At 71.0% G+C, this 15254-nt stretch carries 15 protein-coding genes and 1 pseudogene; 9 read left to right on the top strand and 7 right to left on the bottom strand.

Annotated features, from left to right (window positions below):
- The first annotated feature begins 128 nt into the window (after positions 1-128).
- The 4 genes from OGH68_RS16730 (at position 129) to OGH68_RS16715 (ending at position 2568) form a co-directional block, all read left to right on the top strand.
- Positions 129-854, top strand: a complete 726-nt coding sequence (locus OGH68_RS16730) for a DUF2785 domain-containing protein (RefSeq protein WP_264244870.1) — start codon at positions 129-131, stop codon at positions 852-854.
- Positions 855-985: 131 nt separating this feature from the next.
- The gene (locus tag OGH68_RS16725; RefSeq protein ID WP_264244868.1) at positions 986-1465 is read left to right on the top strand and encodes a helix-turn-helix domain-containing protein; all 480 of its coding nucleotides are present in this window, start codon (positions 986-988) and stop codon (positions 1463-1465) included.
- Positions 1466-1495: 30 nt separating this feature from the next.
- A complete protein-coding gene (locus OGH68_RS16720) occupies positions 1496-2110 on the top strand; it encodes a hypothetical protein (protein ID WP_264244867.1) in 615 nt (204 codons plus the stop codon).
- A 119-nt stretch (positions 2111-2229) separates the two neighbouring features.
- Entirely contained in the window at positions 2230-2568 is a 339-nt protein-coding gene (locus OGH68_RS16715; RefSeq protein WP_264244865.1) for a DUF2516 family protein, read from the top strand.
- 58 nt (positions 2569-2626) lie between these two features.
- Here the strand turns inward: OGH68_RS16715 and OGH68_RS16710 are convergent, their stop codons facing one another.
- The 3 genes from OGH68_RS16710 to OGH68_RS16700 all read right to left on the bottom strand — a co-directional run bounded on the left by OGH68_RS16710 (position 2627) and on the right by OGH68_RS16700 (position 6340).
- A complete protein-coding gene (locus OGH68_RS16710) occupies positions 2627-3865 on the bottom strand; it encodes a PP2C family protein-serine/threonine phosphatase (protein ID WP_264244863.1) in 1239 nt (412 codons plus the stop codon).
- Between the two features lie 294 nt (positions 3866-4159).
- The gene (locus tag OGH68_RS16705) at positions 4160-5248 is read right to left on the bottom strand and encodes a C40 family peptidase (RefSeq protein ID WP_264244861.1); all 1089 of its coding nucleotides are present in this window, start codon (positions 5246-5248) and stop codon (positions 4160-4162) included.
- Between the two features lie 306 nt (positions 5249-5554).
- The gene (locus tag OGH68_RS16700; RefSeq protein ID WP_264244859.1) at positions 5555-6340 is read right to left on the bottom strand and encodes a class I SAM-dependent methyltransferase; all 786 of its coding nucleotides are present in this window, start codon (positions 6338-6340) and stop codon (positions 5555-5557) included.
- A gap of 243 nt (positions 6341-6583) precedes the next feature.
- Here OGH68_RS16700 and mshA point away from each other — a divergent pair, with 243 nt between their 5' ends.
- The 3 genes from mshA (at position 6584) to OGH68_RS16685 (ending at position 10257) form a co-directional block, all read left to right on the top strand.
- Complete coding sequence (gene mshA / locus OGH68_RS16695; RefSeq protein WP_264244857.1) at positions 6584-7924, top strand: D-inositol-3-phosphate glycosyltransferase; 1341 nt, start codon at positions 6584-6586, stop codon at positions 7922-7924.
- A gap of 14 nt (positions 7925-7938) precedes the next feature.
- On the top strand, positions 7939-8439 hold the full coding sequence (locus tag OGH68_RS16690) for a YbjN domain-containing protein (protein ID WP_264244855.1): 501 nt from the start codon (positions 7939-7941) through the stop codon (positions 8437-8439).
- Positions 8440-8616: 177 nt separating this feature from the next.
- Complete coding sequence (locus OGH68_RS16685; protein WP_413470992.1) at positions 8617-10257, top strand: MFS transporter; 1641 nt, start codon at positions 8617-8619, stop codon at positions 10255-10257.
- Positions 10258-10275: 18 nt separating this feature from the next.
- Here the strand turns inward: OGH68_RS16685 and OGH68_RS16680 are convergent, their stop codons facing one another.
- The gene (locus OGH68_RS16680; protein WP_264244853.1) at positions 10276-11655 is read right to left on the bottom strand and encodes an MDR family MFS transporter; all 1380 of its coding nucleotides are present in this window, start codon (positions 11653-11655) and stop codon (positions 10276-10278) included.
- A 155-nt stretch (positions 11656-11810) separates the two neighbouring features.
- On the opposite strand from OGH68_RS16680, the gene OGH68_RS16675 reads away from it, so the two are divergent.
- Entirely contained in the window at positions 11811-12572 is a 762-nt protein-coding gene (locus OGH68_RS16675) for a phosphoglyceromutase (protein ID WP_264244851.1), read from the top strand.
- Between the two features lie 79 nt (positions 12573-12651).
- On the opposite strand, the pseudogene OGH68_RS16670 reads toward OGH68_RS16675, so the two are convergent.
- Positions 12652-13056, bottom strand: a pseudogene (locus OGH68_RS16670) (tyrosine-type recombinase/integrase); the annotation flags it as partial.
- Between the two features lie 646 nt (positions 13057-13702).
- Positions 13703-13873 (bottom strand): hypothetical protein, encoded by a 171-nt coding sequence (locus tag OGH68_RS16665; protein ID WP_264244850.1) that lies wholly within the window; start codon positions 13871-13873, stop codon positions 13703-13705.
- A gap of 325 nt (positions 13874-14198) precedes the next feature.
- Between OGH68_RS16665 and OGH68_RS16660 the strand changes: the two genes are divergently transcribed.
- A complete protein-coding gene (locus OGH68_RS16660; protein WP_264244848.1) occupies positions 14199-14330 on the top strand; it encodes a hypothetical protein in 132 nt (43 codons plus the stop codon).
- Between the two features lie 74 nt (positions 14331-14404).
- On the opposite strand, the gene OGH68_RS16655 is transcribed toward OGH68_RS16660, so the two are convergent.
- A complete protein-coding gene (locus tag OGH68_RS16655) occupies positions 14405-15052 on the bottom strand; it encodes a maleylpyruvate isomerase N-terminal domain-containing protein (RefSeq protein WP_264244846.1) in 648 nt (215 codons plus the stop codon).
- Between the last annotated feature and the right edge of the window lie 202 nt (positions 15053-15254).

Genomic DNA, 15254 nt, shown 5'->3' with positions numbered 1-15254 from the left:
GGATGTGCCGGCCTCGGCTTATTCGCAATGCGGCAGGGTGGTGCGGGGTTATCCTGCGCGCCGTGATCAACTGGAACCAGATCGAAGCCGCTGACTGCGCCCCGCCAGCCGACCGCCCCATGGAAGGTATGGTGCGCATACTCTCCGATGCCCTTGCGGATCCCGATCCGCAGATCCGGGACGGAGCGCCTCACTCCGTCCTCTCGGCCTGGATAGAACGCGGGGTGATCGACGAGCCCCGGCGGCTGGCGCTGGGGGACGAGATGGCCGCCCGCTTCGCCGACCCGGAGATCCAGGCCCGCACGTTCGCCCCTCTGGTGCTCGACATGCTCGTGACCAGAGGAGACTTCAAGGCCGACTGGGTAGACGCCTTCGAGCGGTGGTACCCGAGCGAGACGGACCTGCGCGGCTATGACGAGGAGCTTGGCTGGCTCCACGCGGTCGCGCACGGCGCGGACCTGCTCAACAGGTTCGGCTGCCATCCCGAGGTGGATCCGGTGCGGATGCTGGACCTCGCCGCCGCGCGGCTGACGGCGCCCACCAGCCACATATGGAGCCAACTGGAAGACGACCGGCTGGCCAGGGCACTCGCCCGGGTGCTCACCCGGTCCGACATGAGCGAGTACGACGCGACCGCATGGCTGGAGCCGATCGCCGCCAACTTCGGCTCCGCCCACATCCCGACCCCGGTCCCCCCGCACCTCACCAACTGCCTGCGCACGCTGCGCATGCTCCACCTCTTCGCGGACCGGGGCGTGCGGCCGAACCCCGAGTCGGAACCGGTGGCTCTTCACCACCGCGAGGCGGTCAAGGCCGCGCTGGCCGAGACTCTCGACCAGATCATCAAGCGCTGAGCACATGGCGCGCCGAAGCGGGCCACGCCGGCCCCCTAAGGCTGGTACAGCCGGGGCGGGCGGATGTTGCGCGGAACACTTTTGCAAGCAGGTGCTTGCAAAAGTTAGCGCGCTCGGGGCATCATCGAGACATGGCATCGCTCAACGTCGGCAACCTTGGTGAGTACCTCCGCGAGCAGCGGCGCACCGCGCAGCTGTCCCTGCGGCAGCTCGCCGACGCCGCCGGGGTGTCCAACCCGTATCTGAGCCAGATCGAGCGCGGGCTGCGCAAGCCGAGCGCGGAGGTGCTCCAGCAGGTCGCGAAGGCCTTGCGGATCTCCGCGGAGACGCTGTACGTGCGGGCCGGGATCCTCGACGAGCAGGAGCGGGACGAGCTGGAGACGCGTGCCGTCATCCTTGCCGACCCCTCCATCAACGAGCGGCAGAAGCAGGTGCTTCTGCAGATCTACGAGTCGTTCCGCAAGGAGAACGGGCTCGAGACCGCTGGTGCCGCGGACGCTTCGAAGGGCACCACACCCCAGGACACCGCCGCCGACGGTCCCCGCACGGCCGGTGAACCGGCCGAAGAGCCGGGCGACCGGCCGGGCGATGCCGGACCGAACACGAAATGAACTGATCTGCGTTCCGGGAGGACCACAGTCATGGCCATCACCGATGACCTGCGTAAGACCCTCACCGACCCGACTCCCCTCTACTTCGCGGCCGGCACCGCCGACCTCGCCGTCCAGCAGGCCCGGAAGGTGCCGGTGCTGATCGAGCAGCTCGCCGCCGAGGCACCGGCCCGGATCGACGCCGTGCGCAACGCGGACCCGAAGGCCGTGCAGGAGAAGGTGACCACGCAGGCCAAGGAGGCGCAGGCCACCATGCAGGCCAAGGTCGCCGAGGTCATCGGGAACTTCGACACCGACCTGAAGAAGCTCGGCGAGAGCGCTCAGGACCTGGCGCTGCGCGGCGTCGGCGTGGCGGCCGAGTACGCGGTCAAGGCCCGTGAGACGTACGAGAAGGTCGCCGAGCACGGCGAGCAGACGGTACGCGCCTGGCGCGGTGAGGCGGCCGAGGAGCTCACCGAGATCGCCGTCGCCGTCGAGCCGGAGGCCAAGTCGGAGTCCGCGGCTGCGAAGAACGGGGCCGTGAAGAACGGCGCCGCGAGCGCACCCGCCGCCGAGCCGAAGGCCGCGGAGGCCAAGAAGCCGGCCGCCCGGACCACGGCGCGCAAGCCGGCGGCCAAGAAGAGCGCGCCGCCGGCGGGGAAGTGAGCCACGCACGGGCGCCGCGGTGACGCGGCGTCCGGCACGTTCATCGCGCCGGGGTGCCCCGCGGAGGTACCTTTGCGGCGAGGCAGGTGACACCAACCACTCACTAGGCGGTGCTGAGGATGCTGGCTGACAACTTCGACTTCGGACTCTGGATGATCGTCAACCTGGTCTTCCTCGTCACGTCCGTGGCCGCGTTCGTCATGGCCGCCCTGGCCCGTGAGGACGCCTACCGGGCCGCAGACAAGAAGACCAAGCCGTTCTGGATGGTCATCCTCGGCGTCGCGGTTGCCGTGAACCTGTTCATCCCCATGCTGTTCCTGTCGATCGCCGGACTGATCGCCTCGATCGTGTTCTTCGTCGACGTACGCCCCGCCCTCCAGCAGGTCTCCGGAGGCGGCGGGCGCCGTGGCGGTTCCAGCAGCGACGGACCGTACGGCCCCTACAACGGCGGCCGCTAGGCACACGCAGGCGGGCGGAACGGACGGCCGCCGGCCCGGCGGCCGGTGACCGCGACGCTCAGCGGCGGGTGCCGTTCCGGCTCAGCAGCAGCACCGCCACGTCGTCCGTCAGGTCGCCGCCGTTGAGCTCGCGCACCTCACCGACGGCTGCCTCGAGCAGCGCCTCGCCCTCCAGGCCGGCTGAGAGCTGCCGGTTGATCATCGCGACCATGCCGTCCTGACCCAGTCGCTGCTTGGTCTCCGGGCCCTGGCGGCCCTCGATGAGCCCGTCCGTGTACATCATCAGGCTCCAGGAGCCGCCCAGCTCCACCTGCCGGCGCGGCCAGCGGGCACGCGGCAGCAGGCCGAGTGCCGGGCCCCCGTCGTCGTAGGGCAGCAGCTGCGCCGCACGGCCGTGCCGGGCGATCAGCGGGGAGGGGTGGCCGGCCAGGCACAGCCCGGCCCGTCGCCCGTCCGGCGAGATGTCCACGGTGCAGAGCGTCGCGAAGATCTCCTCGCTCTCCCGCTCGTGCTCCAGCACCTGCTGGAGGGTGGAGAGCAGATCGTCCCCGCACAGCCCCGCGAAGGTCAGCGCCCGCCACGCGATGCGCAGCTCCACGCCGAGCGCCGCTTCGTCGGGGCCGTGGCCGCAGACGTCGCCGATCATGGCGTGGACCGTGCCGTCCGGCGTGCGGACGGTGTCGTAGAAGTCGCCGCCGAGCAGTGCGCGGGAGCGTCCGGGACGGTAGCGCGCCGCGAAGCGCAGGTCCGAGCCCTCCAGCAGCGGAGTGGGCAGCAGACCGCGCTCCAGCCGGGCGTTCTCCTGGGCGCGCAGCCGGGACTCCGCGAGTTTCACCTGCGCGGAGTCGGCCCGTTTGCGCTCCACCGCGTACCGCACGGCGCGGGTCAGCAGGCGCCCGTCGAGTTCCTCGCGCACGAGGTGGTCCTGGGCGCCGACCCGTACCGCCTCTGCCGCCAGCTCCGCGTCGCCGGACCCGGTCAGCGCCAGCACGGCGTGCCGGGGCGCGAGGCGCAGGATGTGTTTGAGCGCCCCCAGGGTGTCGTCCTGCGCCCGGCCGGGCAGCGCGAGGTCGACGATGACGCAGTGCACGTCGTCCGTGAGCAGCCGCTCCGCCTCGGTGAGATTCCGGGCGGTGCGGATCCGGACGCGCGTGCCGGTGGCATCCAGCAGCTCGGGGACGCTGAGGGTGCCCGCGGGATCGTCCTCGACGACCAGAAGCGTCAGGTCGCCGCCGGTCCCGCCGGGGGCGGTCTCCGCGACGGGGACGTTCCTCTGTCGCGGTACGGGTACGGGCATCGGTGTTGTTCCTTCCCTCCCCCCGAGGGCACGACAGGACGACGATCGACGTCCCTCCCCCGAGGGCTTCGCCTGGGAGGCGCCCCCATGACCGTGGACCATAGCGGTACGGGGCGGCCGAACGGAATGGCGATCAGTGAAGAGCCGTTGGCATATGCCGCGCATAGGGGCGTAGTTGTCCGGCATCCCATGACGAACATCACCCGACCTGCCCGTTTCGCCCGGTCCCCGCGTGGCGTGCGTCACGCGGGGACCTGTCCGCCGCGTGGCGTGAGGAGTCCCCGGTGGCTCAGGTCACTTGTCGGGGCGTACCACCCCGAGGATGGACATGGAGCCGGCACCCGCCACGGTCACGTTCCTGCCCGGCCGTGGCGCGTGGATTATCGCGCCGTTGCCGATGTACATGCCCACATGGCTGGCGTCCGAGTGGTAGATGATCAGATCGCCGGGCCGCATGTCCCTGATGTCGATCCGGGGCAGCAGCCGCCACTGCTCCTGCGAGGTGCGCGGGATGCCCCGTCCAGCCGCGGCCCACGCCTGTGACGTGAGCCCCGAGCAGTCGTACGAGCCCGGACCTTCGGCGCCCCACACGTACGGCTTGCCGAGCTGCTGTGTCGCGAACTGCACCGCCTTGCGGCCCTGTTCGCTCGCGGTGCCGCTGACGCCCTTCAGGATGCCCGAATCGAGCCAGGCCGTCTGGGCCTTGAGCTGCGCCTGCTGCTCCAGCTGCCGCAGCCGCGTCAGCTCCTCCTTCTCGAGCCGGTCCTCGAGCTTCTGGGCCGCGGCGATCTTCTCCTTGATCTCCTTCTTGGCCTTTTCCTTCTTGGCGCGGTTGGCCTCGAGGCGCTCCCACTGGGCGCTGGCGTCCTGGGTGTAGGTCGCCAGATCGGCCTGGGTCCGGGTCAGTTCGGTGATGAGGTCCTTAGTGGCCTTCTGCCCCTGCTGTATGCGGCCGACGCCGTCGAGGAAGAGCTGGGGGTCGTCGACGAGCGCCAGCTGCGCCTCGGGCGGCAGGCCGCCCCCGCGGTACTGCGCCCGGGCGGCGGCACCGGCGCGGTTCTTCAACTCTTTGATCCTGGCCTGCCCCTTGGCCATTTCCTGTGCCAGCTTCACGATTTCGGCCGACTGCTTCTGCGTCTGCTCCTCCGCGAGGTTGTACGCGTCGGTCGCGGAGGCCGCCTTGCGGTAGAGGGCGTCTATCTCCAGGCGCACTTCCTCGAGCGGGCGGTTCGGAGCGGGCGGCGCGGGCGTGTCCGGCTGTGTGACGGACGCCGGGGCTGTCGGGGCCGGCTCGGGCGCCGCGAAGGCCTGCCCGGGAGACGTCAGCAGCGACAGAGCGCAGACCAGTGTGATCGCGGCAGTGGCACAGTGGCGTCGGTTCACGACTCCCCCTTCGGACGAACGCCTGGCATCCGGCTGCGTACGACGCGCCCGAATGTGATTAACCGTCAGTAACTTCCGTGTGACGTCGTGATGGTGTCATGACGAACGCAAAAGCGACAGGGTCGACCGGCAGTTCGGCACGCGGACCATCCCCATAGACCACCCCACCCGCAGCGTGCCCGCCGATCTCCTCCACTCCACTGACGAGCAACGCGCCTCTTGCGTTCCCGTGTTCGGTCGGTTCACCCGATCGTGGCGCAGGCGCAGGCAAGGGTGCAGAGAGCAAGGGACGGGCCAGCCGCCCCGTCAGTCCCCGTTGGGGGCGAGTGCCGCCCACTCCACCGTGACCTCGCCCTGCCGCCACCGCCTCCGGTCGTCCGCCAGCGGCCACGCGCCCGCCAGGTCCGCCACGGCCTTGATCCAGCGCTGCCGCGCCCCCAGCGAGGCGTACGGAGCGGCAGCCGCCCACGCGCGGTCGAAGTCCCGGAGGAAGGCGTGCACCGCTTCGCCCGGCACATTGCGGTGGATGAGCGCCTTGGGCAGTCGCTCGGCGAGGTCGGAGGGGCGCCCGAGCGAGCCGAGCCGGGTCGCGAACGTCACCGTCCTCGGGCCCTCCCGGCCGAGCGCCACCCATACGTGCCGCCGCCCGATCTCGTCGCACGTCCCCTCGACCAGCAGCCCGCCGGGCGCGAGCCGGTCGCACAGCCGCGCCCACACGGCGGCGACCTCCGACTCGTCGTACTGGCGCAGCACGTTCGCCGCCCTGATGAGCGACGGCCGGTCCGCGGTGGGCACCTCGAAGCCGCCGTGGCGAAACGTGAGCCCCTCCCGCTCGTAGGGTCCGGCGGCGGCGACCCGGGCGGGGTCGATCTCGACGCCGACGACCCGCGACCGCGGATCCGCGGTGCGCAGTCGCTGCAGCAGCTCGACGGCGGTCCACGGGGCCGCGCCGTACCCGAGGTCCACGGCGACGGGCGCGGAGTCGGCGCGGCGCAGGGCGGGGCCGTGGGCGTGCGCGATCCAGCGGTCCATGCGGCGGAGCCGGTTGGGGTTGGTCGTCCCGCGGGTCGCGGTCCCGACGGGGCGGTTCATGGCAGCGAGGGTATGCGGTCGGACCGGCGTGCGGAGGACCCGGCCCGCTGCCGGGGCGCGGTCCGTGCGCATGACGGGCCGTGGAAGCGCAATCCGGGGCGCAAGGGACACGTCGGCCACAGATGGTAATGATTTGGCAAAGTGGCCGCAGCTGGAAATGGAACCCACCCTTCCGCTGTTGTGAGACCGTGCGGGACCGCTGGCCCCGCGCATGGTCGTGCCCGCAGCGAGAGGACCGCCGCCGTGAGCCAGTACGTGTCCCGCCTCGGCAGCAGCCGGATGGCACCGCGTATCCGCTTCCCCGGCGGCCACCGCAAACCACGCAGGGTCGCCATGCTCAGCGTCCACACCTCCCCCCTGCACCAGCCGGGCACGGGCGACGCGGGCGGCATGAACGTCTACATCGTCGAGCTCGCCAAGCGCCTCGCGGCCATCAACATCGAGGTCGAGATATTCACCCGGGCCACCACCGGAGGGCTGCCGCCCGTCGTGGACCTGGCCCCCGGCGTCCTCGTACGGCATGTCAACGCCGGACCCTACGAGGGCCTGGCCAAGGAGGACCTGCCGCCCCAGCTGTGCGCCTTCACCCACGGCGTGATGCAGGCGTGGGCCGCCCGCCGCCCCGGTCACTACGACCTCGTCCACTCGCACTACTGGCTCTCCGGCCACGTGGGCTGGCTCGCGGCCGAGCGGTGGGGCGTCCCGCTCGTGCACGCCATGCACACCATGGCCAAGGTGAAGAACGCGGCGCTGGCGGAGGGCGACACCCCGGAGCCGGCCACGCGCGTGATCGGCGAGACCCAGATCGTCACCGCCGCGGACCGGCTGATCGCCAACACCGCGGAGGAGGCCGGCGAACTCGTCCGCTTCTACGACGCGGACCCGGCGAAGGTCGCCGTCGTCCACCCCGGCGTCAATCTCGACCTCTTCCGCCCCGCGGACGGCCGGGCCGCCGCCCGGGCCCGTCTCGGGCTCCCGCAGGAGGCGTTCATCCCCCTCTTCGCGGGCCGTATACAGCCGCTGAAGGCCCCCGACATCCTGCTGCGCGCCGTCGCGGTCCTGCTGGAGCGCGACCCGTCACTGCGCCGCCGTATCTTCGTGCCCGTCGTCGGCGGACCCAGCGGCAGCGGACTGGCCAAGCCGGAGGGCCTGCAGAAGCTGGCGGCCAGGCTCGGCATCGCGGACGTCGTCCACTTCCAGCCGCCGGTCGACCAGGAGCGGCTCGCGGACTGGTTCCGCGCCGCCTCCGTGCTGGTCATGCCCTCGTACAGCGAGTCCTTCGGCCTCGTCGCCATAGAGGCACAGGCGGCGGGCACACCGGTGGTCGCCGCCGCCGTGGGCGGCCTGCCGGTCGCCGTCCGTGACGAGCTCACCGGATTCCTGGTGCCCGGACACGATCCCGCGCACTACGCGGACGTGCTGGGCAGCTTCGTACGCGACCCCTCCCTGACGGACCGGATGGGGGACGCCGCGGGCCGGCACGCGCAGTCGTTCGGCTGGGACACGGCCGCGTCGACGACGGCGGACGTCTACCAGGCGGCCATGTACGACCACCGGCGCCGCTCACGGGCCACGCACCACTGACGTACGCTCGCCCCATGGCTGACGTGCAGCAGGTGACGCGGGTCGTCGAACAGACCTTCAAGGACGCCGACCTGGAGTGGGAAAGCCCGGACACAGGCTCCTACGTGGTCAAACTCCCGGGCACCCGGAAGCTGTCGACGACGTGTTCGTTCCTCGTCGGCAAGCACTCGCTCTCCGTCAACGCCTTCGTCATCCGCCACCCCGACGAGAACGACGCGGCCGTCCACCGCTGGCTGCTGGAGCGCAACCTCAAGCTGTACGGGGTGAGTTACGCGATCGACTCCCTCGGTGACATCTATCTTGTGGGCAAACTCCCGCTGTCCGTGGTCACGCCCGAGGAACTCGACCGGCTGCTCGGCACGATCCTGGAGGCGGCGGACGGCTCCTTCAACACGCTGCTGGAGCTCGGCTTCGCGAGCGCGATCCGCCGCGAGTACGAGTGGCGGGTCTCGCGCGGCGAATCCACCCGCAACCTGGACGCCTTCAAGCACCTGACCCAGCGGCCCGCGAACTGACCCAGCGGCCCGCGAACTGACCCGGCGGCTCGCGAACCGACCCGGCCGGCGCGGCAGGTGCGGCGGCGCTCGCACCTCCGCTGACCTTGCCCGTTCGTAACCCCTTACGGCTTGATGTGCGGGCGGTGCCCAGCGGGTCCAGACTCGGATCATGAGCACCGAACGGCACTCGCGATCATGAGCACCGAACGGCACCCGCCCCGCTCCGGCGCGGGAGCTGCTCCCGCCTCCACCCGCGGCGCGCCGAACCAGACGCTGGCGCTCGCGGCGATGCTCTTCGCGGTGTCGATGACCTTCATCGACCAGACGATCGTGTCCATCGCCGCGCCCAGCATCGTCAGAGAACTGGGACTGTCGTCCTCGGGGATGCAGTGGGTCGTCAACGCCTATCTGCTCTCCCTGGCGGCCTTCTTCGCCCTCGGCGGGCGGCTGGCCGACATCTTCGGACACCGCCGGATCATGCTGACCGGCACCCTGATGTTCGTCGTCTCGTCCGTGCTCTGCGGATCCGTGCCCGAGGGCGACTTCGCCCAGACCTGGCTGATCATCTTCCGGGCCACCCAGGGCCTCGGCGCGGCCCTGATGTTCCCGGCCGCGCTCGCCGTCGTCATCGTGGTCTTCCCGGTGGAGCGGCGCGGGCGGGCGCTGGCTCTGTTCTTCGGCCTCTCCGGAGCGCTGACCGCCGTCGGTCCGCTGCTCGGCGGCTGGCTCACCGGCTGGACCTGGCGCGCGATCTTCTGGGTCAACGTACCCGTCGCGGTCGTCGCCCTCGCACTGACGGCGCTGGCCCGCGTCCCGAACACCTCCCGCCGTGAACGCCTCGACGTCCCCGGCGCCGTGCTCGTCGCCGTCGGCATGGGGCTGAGCGTGCTGGGTCTGCAGCAGGCCTCCGCATGGGGCTGGAGCAGCTTCCTGACCTGGCTGTGCATCGTCGGCGGACTGGTCGTCCTCGCCGTGTTCTTCCGGTACGAGCCGGGGGTGGAGCATCCACTGATCCAGCTCAGGGTCTTCCGCGACCGGGCGTTCACCGCCGACATCCTGGTGCTGTTCTTCGCGATGCTCGCCTTCGTCCCGGTCTTCTTCTTCGCGTCCGTGTACGCGCAGATCTCGCTTAGCGCGTCACCCAACCAGGCCGCGCTGTTCCTGCTGTACTTCTTCGCCGGCTTCGCCATCGCCTCCCAGTGGGGCGGCCGCATACTGGACCAGCGCGGCGCGCGGCCCGCGATGAAGCTCGGCACGGCGCTCGGCGCGGTGGGTTTCGCGCTCTGGGCGCACAAACTCACCGACCTGTCCGTGCACGACCAGTGGCCGTACGCGGCCCTCGCCGGCGCGGGCATCGGTTTCCTGCTGGCCCCGGCCTCCACCGACGCCGTCAACCGCTCGATCGGCGCGTCGTACGGGGAGGTCACCGGCATCACCCAGACCGTCCGCAACTTCGCCGCGGCGGTCGGCATCGCGGTCTTCGGCACCGTCCTCACCCACGTCACCACCGACCGTGTCGTCTCCACCCTCACCTCGCGGGGCGTCCCCGCCCCGGCGGCCGAGGACGCGGGCCGGGGCATCGCCGAGGCGGTCACCGGCCACGCGGACGACCGCGCGCCGACCGGCACGGGGGAGCAGTCTCAGCTCATGCGCGACGCGATGGACGCCATCCGCCTGGACTTCGCGGAGGCCAACCAGCGGGTCTTCTACGGGATGGCCATCGCGCTCGCGCTCGCCTTCCTTTGCGCGCTGCTGCACCCGGGGACCCGGGTGACGGCGGACCCGGCGGGCGGGTCCGCCGGGGAGCCGGCCGGCGGAGCGGCTCGCGCCCCCTGACCCTGGGGCGGCGAGGGCTCAGCCGCCGACGGGCTCCGCCTTCTCGGCGGGCTTCTCGACGGCCTTCTCGACGGCCTTCTCAATGGGCTCCGCCTTCTCGACGGAGCCTGCCTTCTCGCCGGGCCCTGCCTTCTCGGCGGGGACCGGCGCAGCGTCCCTCGGCTCGTCCTCCGCCGGCCCGCCGTCCTCCGCCAGCGCCCGCCGCAGCAGGACCGTGTAGCCCACCGCGGCCACCGCGCCGACCACCGCGCAGCCCATCCACAGGACGTCCGGTCCGGGCCCGTCCACGACCCAGCCCGCCAGGATCGGGGCGACGAAGCCGGCCACCGCCCAGGACATGCCCATCACGCCCTGGTACCGGCCGCGCGCGTGCTCCGGGGCGAGGCGGGCGGTCGCGGCGGCATTGGTCGGGACGTGCACCATCTCACCCAGCGTCCACACCACCACGGTCGCCGCGAACACCAGGGGCGTACCGGCCAGGGCGGTCGCCCCGGTGCCGGCGGCGAAGAGCAGCGACGAGACGGTGAGCAGCACGGCCGGGGAGCGCTTGTCGGTGATCCGGTTGACGAGCAGCTGCAGCGCGACGATCACCACGCCGTTGACGGCGATGACCATGCCGTACGAGTCGGCCGACAGCCCCTCGCCCGCCATGGTGAGCGGCAGGCCGACCCACGGGGCGGTGAAGATGAGGCACACCAGCAGGTTGAGCAGCACCAGGGTCCGGAACGGGGCGTCCTTCAGTACGTCGAGGACGGTGACCCGCTGCTCCTGGACAGCCTGGCCGGCACTGTCGACCCGGGCCTCGGGCCGGGTCTCGCGCAGCCGCATGAAGACGATCACGGCGCACAGGGCCGTCGCGACGGCGTCGGCGACGAAGAGAGTCCGGTAGCCGAGGAAGATCGCGGCGCCACCGCCGAGGGCGGCGACGGCGAAGCCCAGGTTGAGGGCCCAGTAGTTCAGCGCGTAGGCCCGGCGCAGGTCGGCCTCGGGCACCATGTCCGCGATCATGGCGCTGATCGCCGGCCGCACGGCCTGCATGGCCACGCCCATGAGCAGCACCACGACCGCGATTCCCCAGGCGCTGCTCACCACGGCGAGCGCGGCGGCGCACGTCCCGCCGGCCAGGTGCATCGAGATCATCGTCGGACGCCGTCCCCACCGGTCGGTGAGCATCCCGCCCAGTGGCGACCCGGCCACGCCGCCGAGTCCGTGGAGCGCGATGACGAGACCGGCGTACCAGGCCGAGTAGTCGAGTTCCTGCGTCAGATAGAGCGACAGGAAGGTGAGGACGAACGCGCCTGTGCGGTTCACCAGCGTCGAGGTCCACAGCCACCAGAAGCCCGGTGGCAGGCCGGACACGGTCGCGCGCGACGCGCGGACGAGTGAAGCGATGGACATACGGGAGCCCCCCACGGCTGTAATGACCTCAACAAGCATCCGCAAGTTACATAGGGCGGGGCTCGCGCCGCCACTCAATTGACGGCGACGGTCAACCGAGTCCGCTCCTCGGGCGGCCGCGCGGCGGTCAGGAGGAGTCGATTAGGCTCGGGCGCATGGCCGACGCACCGTACAAGCTGATCCTCCTCCGCCACGGCGAGAGCGAATGGAACGCGAAGAACCTGTTCACCGGCTGGGTGGACGTCAACCTCACGGAGAAGGGCGAGAAGGAGGCAGTCCGCGGCGGTGAGCTGCTCAAGGACGCCGGTCTGCTCCCCGACGTTCTCCACACCTCGCTCCAGAAGCGCGCCATCCGCACGGCGCAGCTCGCCCTGGAGGCCGCCGACCGCCACTGGATCCCGGTCCACCGCTCCTGGCGGCTGAACGAGCGCCACTACGGCGCCCTTCAGGGCAAGGACAAGGCCCAGACGCTGGCCGAGTTCGGCGAGGAGCAGTTCATGCTCTGGCGCCGTTCGTACGACACCCCGCCGCCGCCCCTCGAGGACGGTACGGAGTTCTCGCAGTCGGACGATGCCCGCTACCAGACGATCCCCAGCGAGCTGCGCCCCCGCACCGAGTGCCTCAAGGACGTCGTCCAGCGCATGATGCCGTACTGGTACGACGGCATCGTCCCCGACCTGCTCACCGGCCGCACGGTCCTGATCGCCGCCCACGGCAACAGCCTGCGCGCCCTGGTCAAGCACCTGGACGGCATCTCCGACGCGGACATCGCCGGCCTGAACATCCCGACCGGCATCCCGCTCGTCTACGAACTCGACGCCGACTTCAACCCGGTCACCCCGGGCGGCACCTACCTCGACCCGGCCGCGGCGGCGGCGGCGATCGAGGCGGTCAAGAACCAGGGCAAGAAGAAGTAGCCCGCACGAACAAGCCCCCTACCTGCGGTTTCTCCGCCGGGAGGGGGCTTGTTGCTGCCCTTGGGCCGTCGCTGGGCCGTCAGGTGCTTGATCGGGCCGTCTCGAAGATGGCAGCGACGGCCTTGCGGGTGCGCTCCTGACCGGACGGCATGAGGTGCGCGTAGACGCGGAGGGTCAGGCCGGGGGCGGAGTGACCGAGATACTCGGCGAGCGCTTTGATGTTCTCCCCGGCGTCCAGGAGGACCGAGGCGTAGAAGTGGCGCAGGGCGTGCATGCCGTTCTCGCGGGACTCGGCAAAAGGCCGGCCGCGCTCGGGGACCGGGAGGACCCCGGCTGCGGCGAGGGCGGGCTTCCACGCCTCCTTGTTCAGGGACGTGCGCCAGACGTGGCCACCGCGCGGCGCGATGAACACGAGCTTCTTCGTGACCATCGGCCCGCCCGAGACCTTCCAGGGCAGGGTGATCTCGACGGGCGGGAACTGCTTGGGCGGTCGCCCACCATGACGCCCTTGTCCAGCCGAGTAACGCAGTGAAACGGGGCCGCATGCGTGCATTGCGCGCACTGTCTCGTGACAGCCCGTCTGGGCTGCCCAGGCGGGCCGTACATATCGTGTACACCCCCCAGGAGCTGTCGCCCGGTGCGCGCCGTCTGCTCGTCGATTGGCAAGCCGCCCCGCTCCAGCCTCGTGAGCAGCCCTCACGCCAAGTCCCCGCCTGCGCTGCCGCAGACGGGGGACTCCGCCCTGTGCGTCAGTTCCTCCGGCGACGCCCCTGTGCATAGGGGCCGTGGCGATCGTGTTCCCGCCATTCCTCGTCACGGGGGTCGCGGTCTTCGCCGCCCGCGTTGTCTCCAGGAGTCGAAATGTGTTCCCCCCTGTTGACCTTGGCCAGCAGCGAGGCGAGGGGATCAGGGGGACCGTCGCTGAAGCGATCGGTGCCGCGCTCGGGCGGCGGCCCAGGCTCTGTCCTGTTGTGACGCGACCGTGACGTACCGCTCATGAGCAGCCCCCTCCGACTCACTGAGATGCACTTGAGATCTTTCCCTGGAAGGTCGCGGGTAACCCGACTTGGACCTTGCCAGTGCTGTGCAATCCTGCCGCAAGCCGACCGCCTTTGGACACACTCCAGACCTCAACCTCCGTCCCTGCCTTGCGCGTTGGCCCTGCCGGCCGGGATGGGAATGTGCGCCGTCAACGCCGGAAGGCCTCGCGGCTCCGATTGATCGCGCAGACGCAGCATGAACGGCATCACGGGGTCGTTGTCGATCACCTGCTGCGTGCGCCGGTTGCCTTCCTCGATCAACCCGTACCACCTGGACGACGCGGACGGCGCGTACAGCAACGCCGGTCGCGATCTGCCGCCAGCGGTAGCCGGGGACTGGAGCTTCTTCGCACAAGCTCTACGAGCTGCGACCACCTACGAGTAGTCCGTGGCTCAAGCCAGACGTACGGATCGTACGGCCGACCAGCCAGACACGTGCCGGATCGTGCGGGGATCGGCGGGGACCAGGCCGCCGCTCAGTCAGGCCCGGGGCCCGCTCCGCCGTAGTGAGTCCCAGCTCCTATGAACTGACGGGCAACTCCCGCGCTCGTTGGCGTGCTTGGGCCCGGAGATTCTTCAGGCGACTGTGGAACGCGTTGTGGCGGTTCTGGTCGAGGTTCAGCGGGAGGTCGAGCTGAGAGATGCCCCCGGACCAGCGAAAACGCAGGTCGCCGAGATCCGCGGCAAGACCCAGGGCAAGAAGAACAAGAAGAAGTAGCCCGGCCTGCAGCGAACAAGGCCCCCCGGTGCGTGGTTTCTCCGCGAGCCGAGGGGCCTTGCCGGTCTGCCGGTCTACAGGACGCGCAGAGCGTCGGCGGTGTCGCGCTCGCGTCGGGCCAGTGCGTGGAGGACCGCCTGGTCGCCGTGGCGGTCGCGGGCGGCGGCGACGAGTACGTCCACGGCGACGGCGAGCGCGGCGTCCGGTGTCCGGGGGTGTTCGCCCACGCTCAGCGCCAGGTCGTCGAGGTGGACGGCCAGCTCGACGCACCGGGTGCGCAGGTAGCCGTCGAGCAGCATCTCCTCTCCCTGGCGGTGGAGGACGGCCACCCGGCGGTCGGCCGGCTCGCGGTCCAGGCGCTGGGTCAGCCGTTCCCACACCTCCCGTGCCTGCTCGGCCACGGCGGCGGGGCCGGCCGCCGCAGTTTCCTCGCTGCGCGCGCGGACCCCGACGTTGAGCGCCGAGTCCGGCACCGACGTGCCGACGAGCCGCGCGTAGTACCGCACCGGCGACACCGGTTCCGCGCCGGTGACCGGACCGTCGAGGAACCACTCGACCTGCAGCACGCTGCGCGCCAAGTGGCCGGCCAGGCCGCCCACCGACATCCCGGGGAGCACGGACTCGTTCTCCCAGCCACCGGCCACCTGCTCCGTGGCCAGCAGGCGCACGGCCTCCTCGGCGGCCTGCAGGTATGCCTTCCGTATGTCATTCGTCATCGTCATGGGAGACATCGTTCCGGCGCCGGCGTCACGGCGGTCGGCATTTCCACGTCGTGGACGGCCTGGCCGGCGCGTGCCGAGGGCCCCGTCCGGTTCCGGATACTGTTGGTCAATTCCGGGGCTATGCCTTCTTCGCCCCGTCGATCGAGTTCTGGTCGGCGGGGCGAAGCCGTGCGAAGTGGCTGGTGCGGGTGCGTGCTCGGGG

The organism is Streptomyces peucetius (assembly GCF_025854275.1).
Taxonomy (GTDB): domain Bacteria; phylum Actinomycetota; class Actinomycetes; order Streptomycetales; family Streptomycetaceae; genus Streptomyces; species Streptomyces peucetius_A.
Note: the sequence above shows the minus strand (reverse complement) of the source record. Positions and strands in the feature narration are given on the sequence as shown.

Coding starts and splice junctions, on each gene's coding strand:
- OGH68_RS16685 (WP_413470992.1), top strand. CDS start 8,617: ATGAGCACCGAACGGCACCCGCCCCGCTCCGGCGCGGGAGCTGCTCCC.
- OGH68_RS16675 (WP_264244851.1), top strand. CDS start 11,811: ATGGCCGACGCACCGTACAAGCTGATCCTCCTCCGCCACGGCGAGAGC.
- OGH68_RS16700 (WP_264244859.1), bottom strand. CDS start 6,340: ATGAACCGCCCCGTCGGGACCGCGACCCGCGGGACGACCAACCCCAAC.
- OGH68_RS16680 (WP_264244853.1), bottom strand. CDS start 11,655: ATGTCCATCGCTTCACTCGTCCGCGCGTCGCGCGCGACCGTGTCCGGC.
- OGH68_RS16715 (WP_264244865.1), top strand. CDS start 2,230: ATGCTGGCTGACAACTTCGACTTCGGACTCTGGATGATCGTCAACCTG.
- OGH68_RS16730 (WP_264244870.1), top strand. CDS start 129: ATGGTGCGCATACTCTCCGATGCCCTTGCGGATCCCGATCCGCAGATC.
- OGH68_RS16710 (WP_264244863.1), bottom strand. CDS start 3,865: ATGCCCGTACCCGTACCGCGACAGAGGAACGTCCCCGTCGCGGAGACC.
- OGH68_RS16725 (WP_264244868.1), top strand. CDS start 986: ATGGCATCGCTCAACGTCGGCAACCTTGGTGAGTACCTCCGCGAGCAG.
- OGH68_RS16655 (WP_264244846.1), bottom strand. CDS start 15,052: ATGACGATGACGAATGACATACGGAAGGCATACCTGCAGGCCGCCGAG.
- OGH68_RS16690 (WP_264244855.1), top strand. CDS start 7,939: ATGGCTGACGTGCAGCAGGTGACGCGGGTCGTCGAACAGACCTTCAAG.
- OGH68_RS16720 (WP_264244867.1), top strand. CDS start 1,496: ATGGCCATCACCGATGACCTGCGTAAGACCCTCACCGACCCGACTCCC.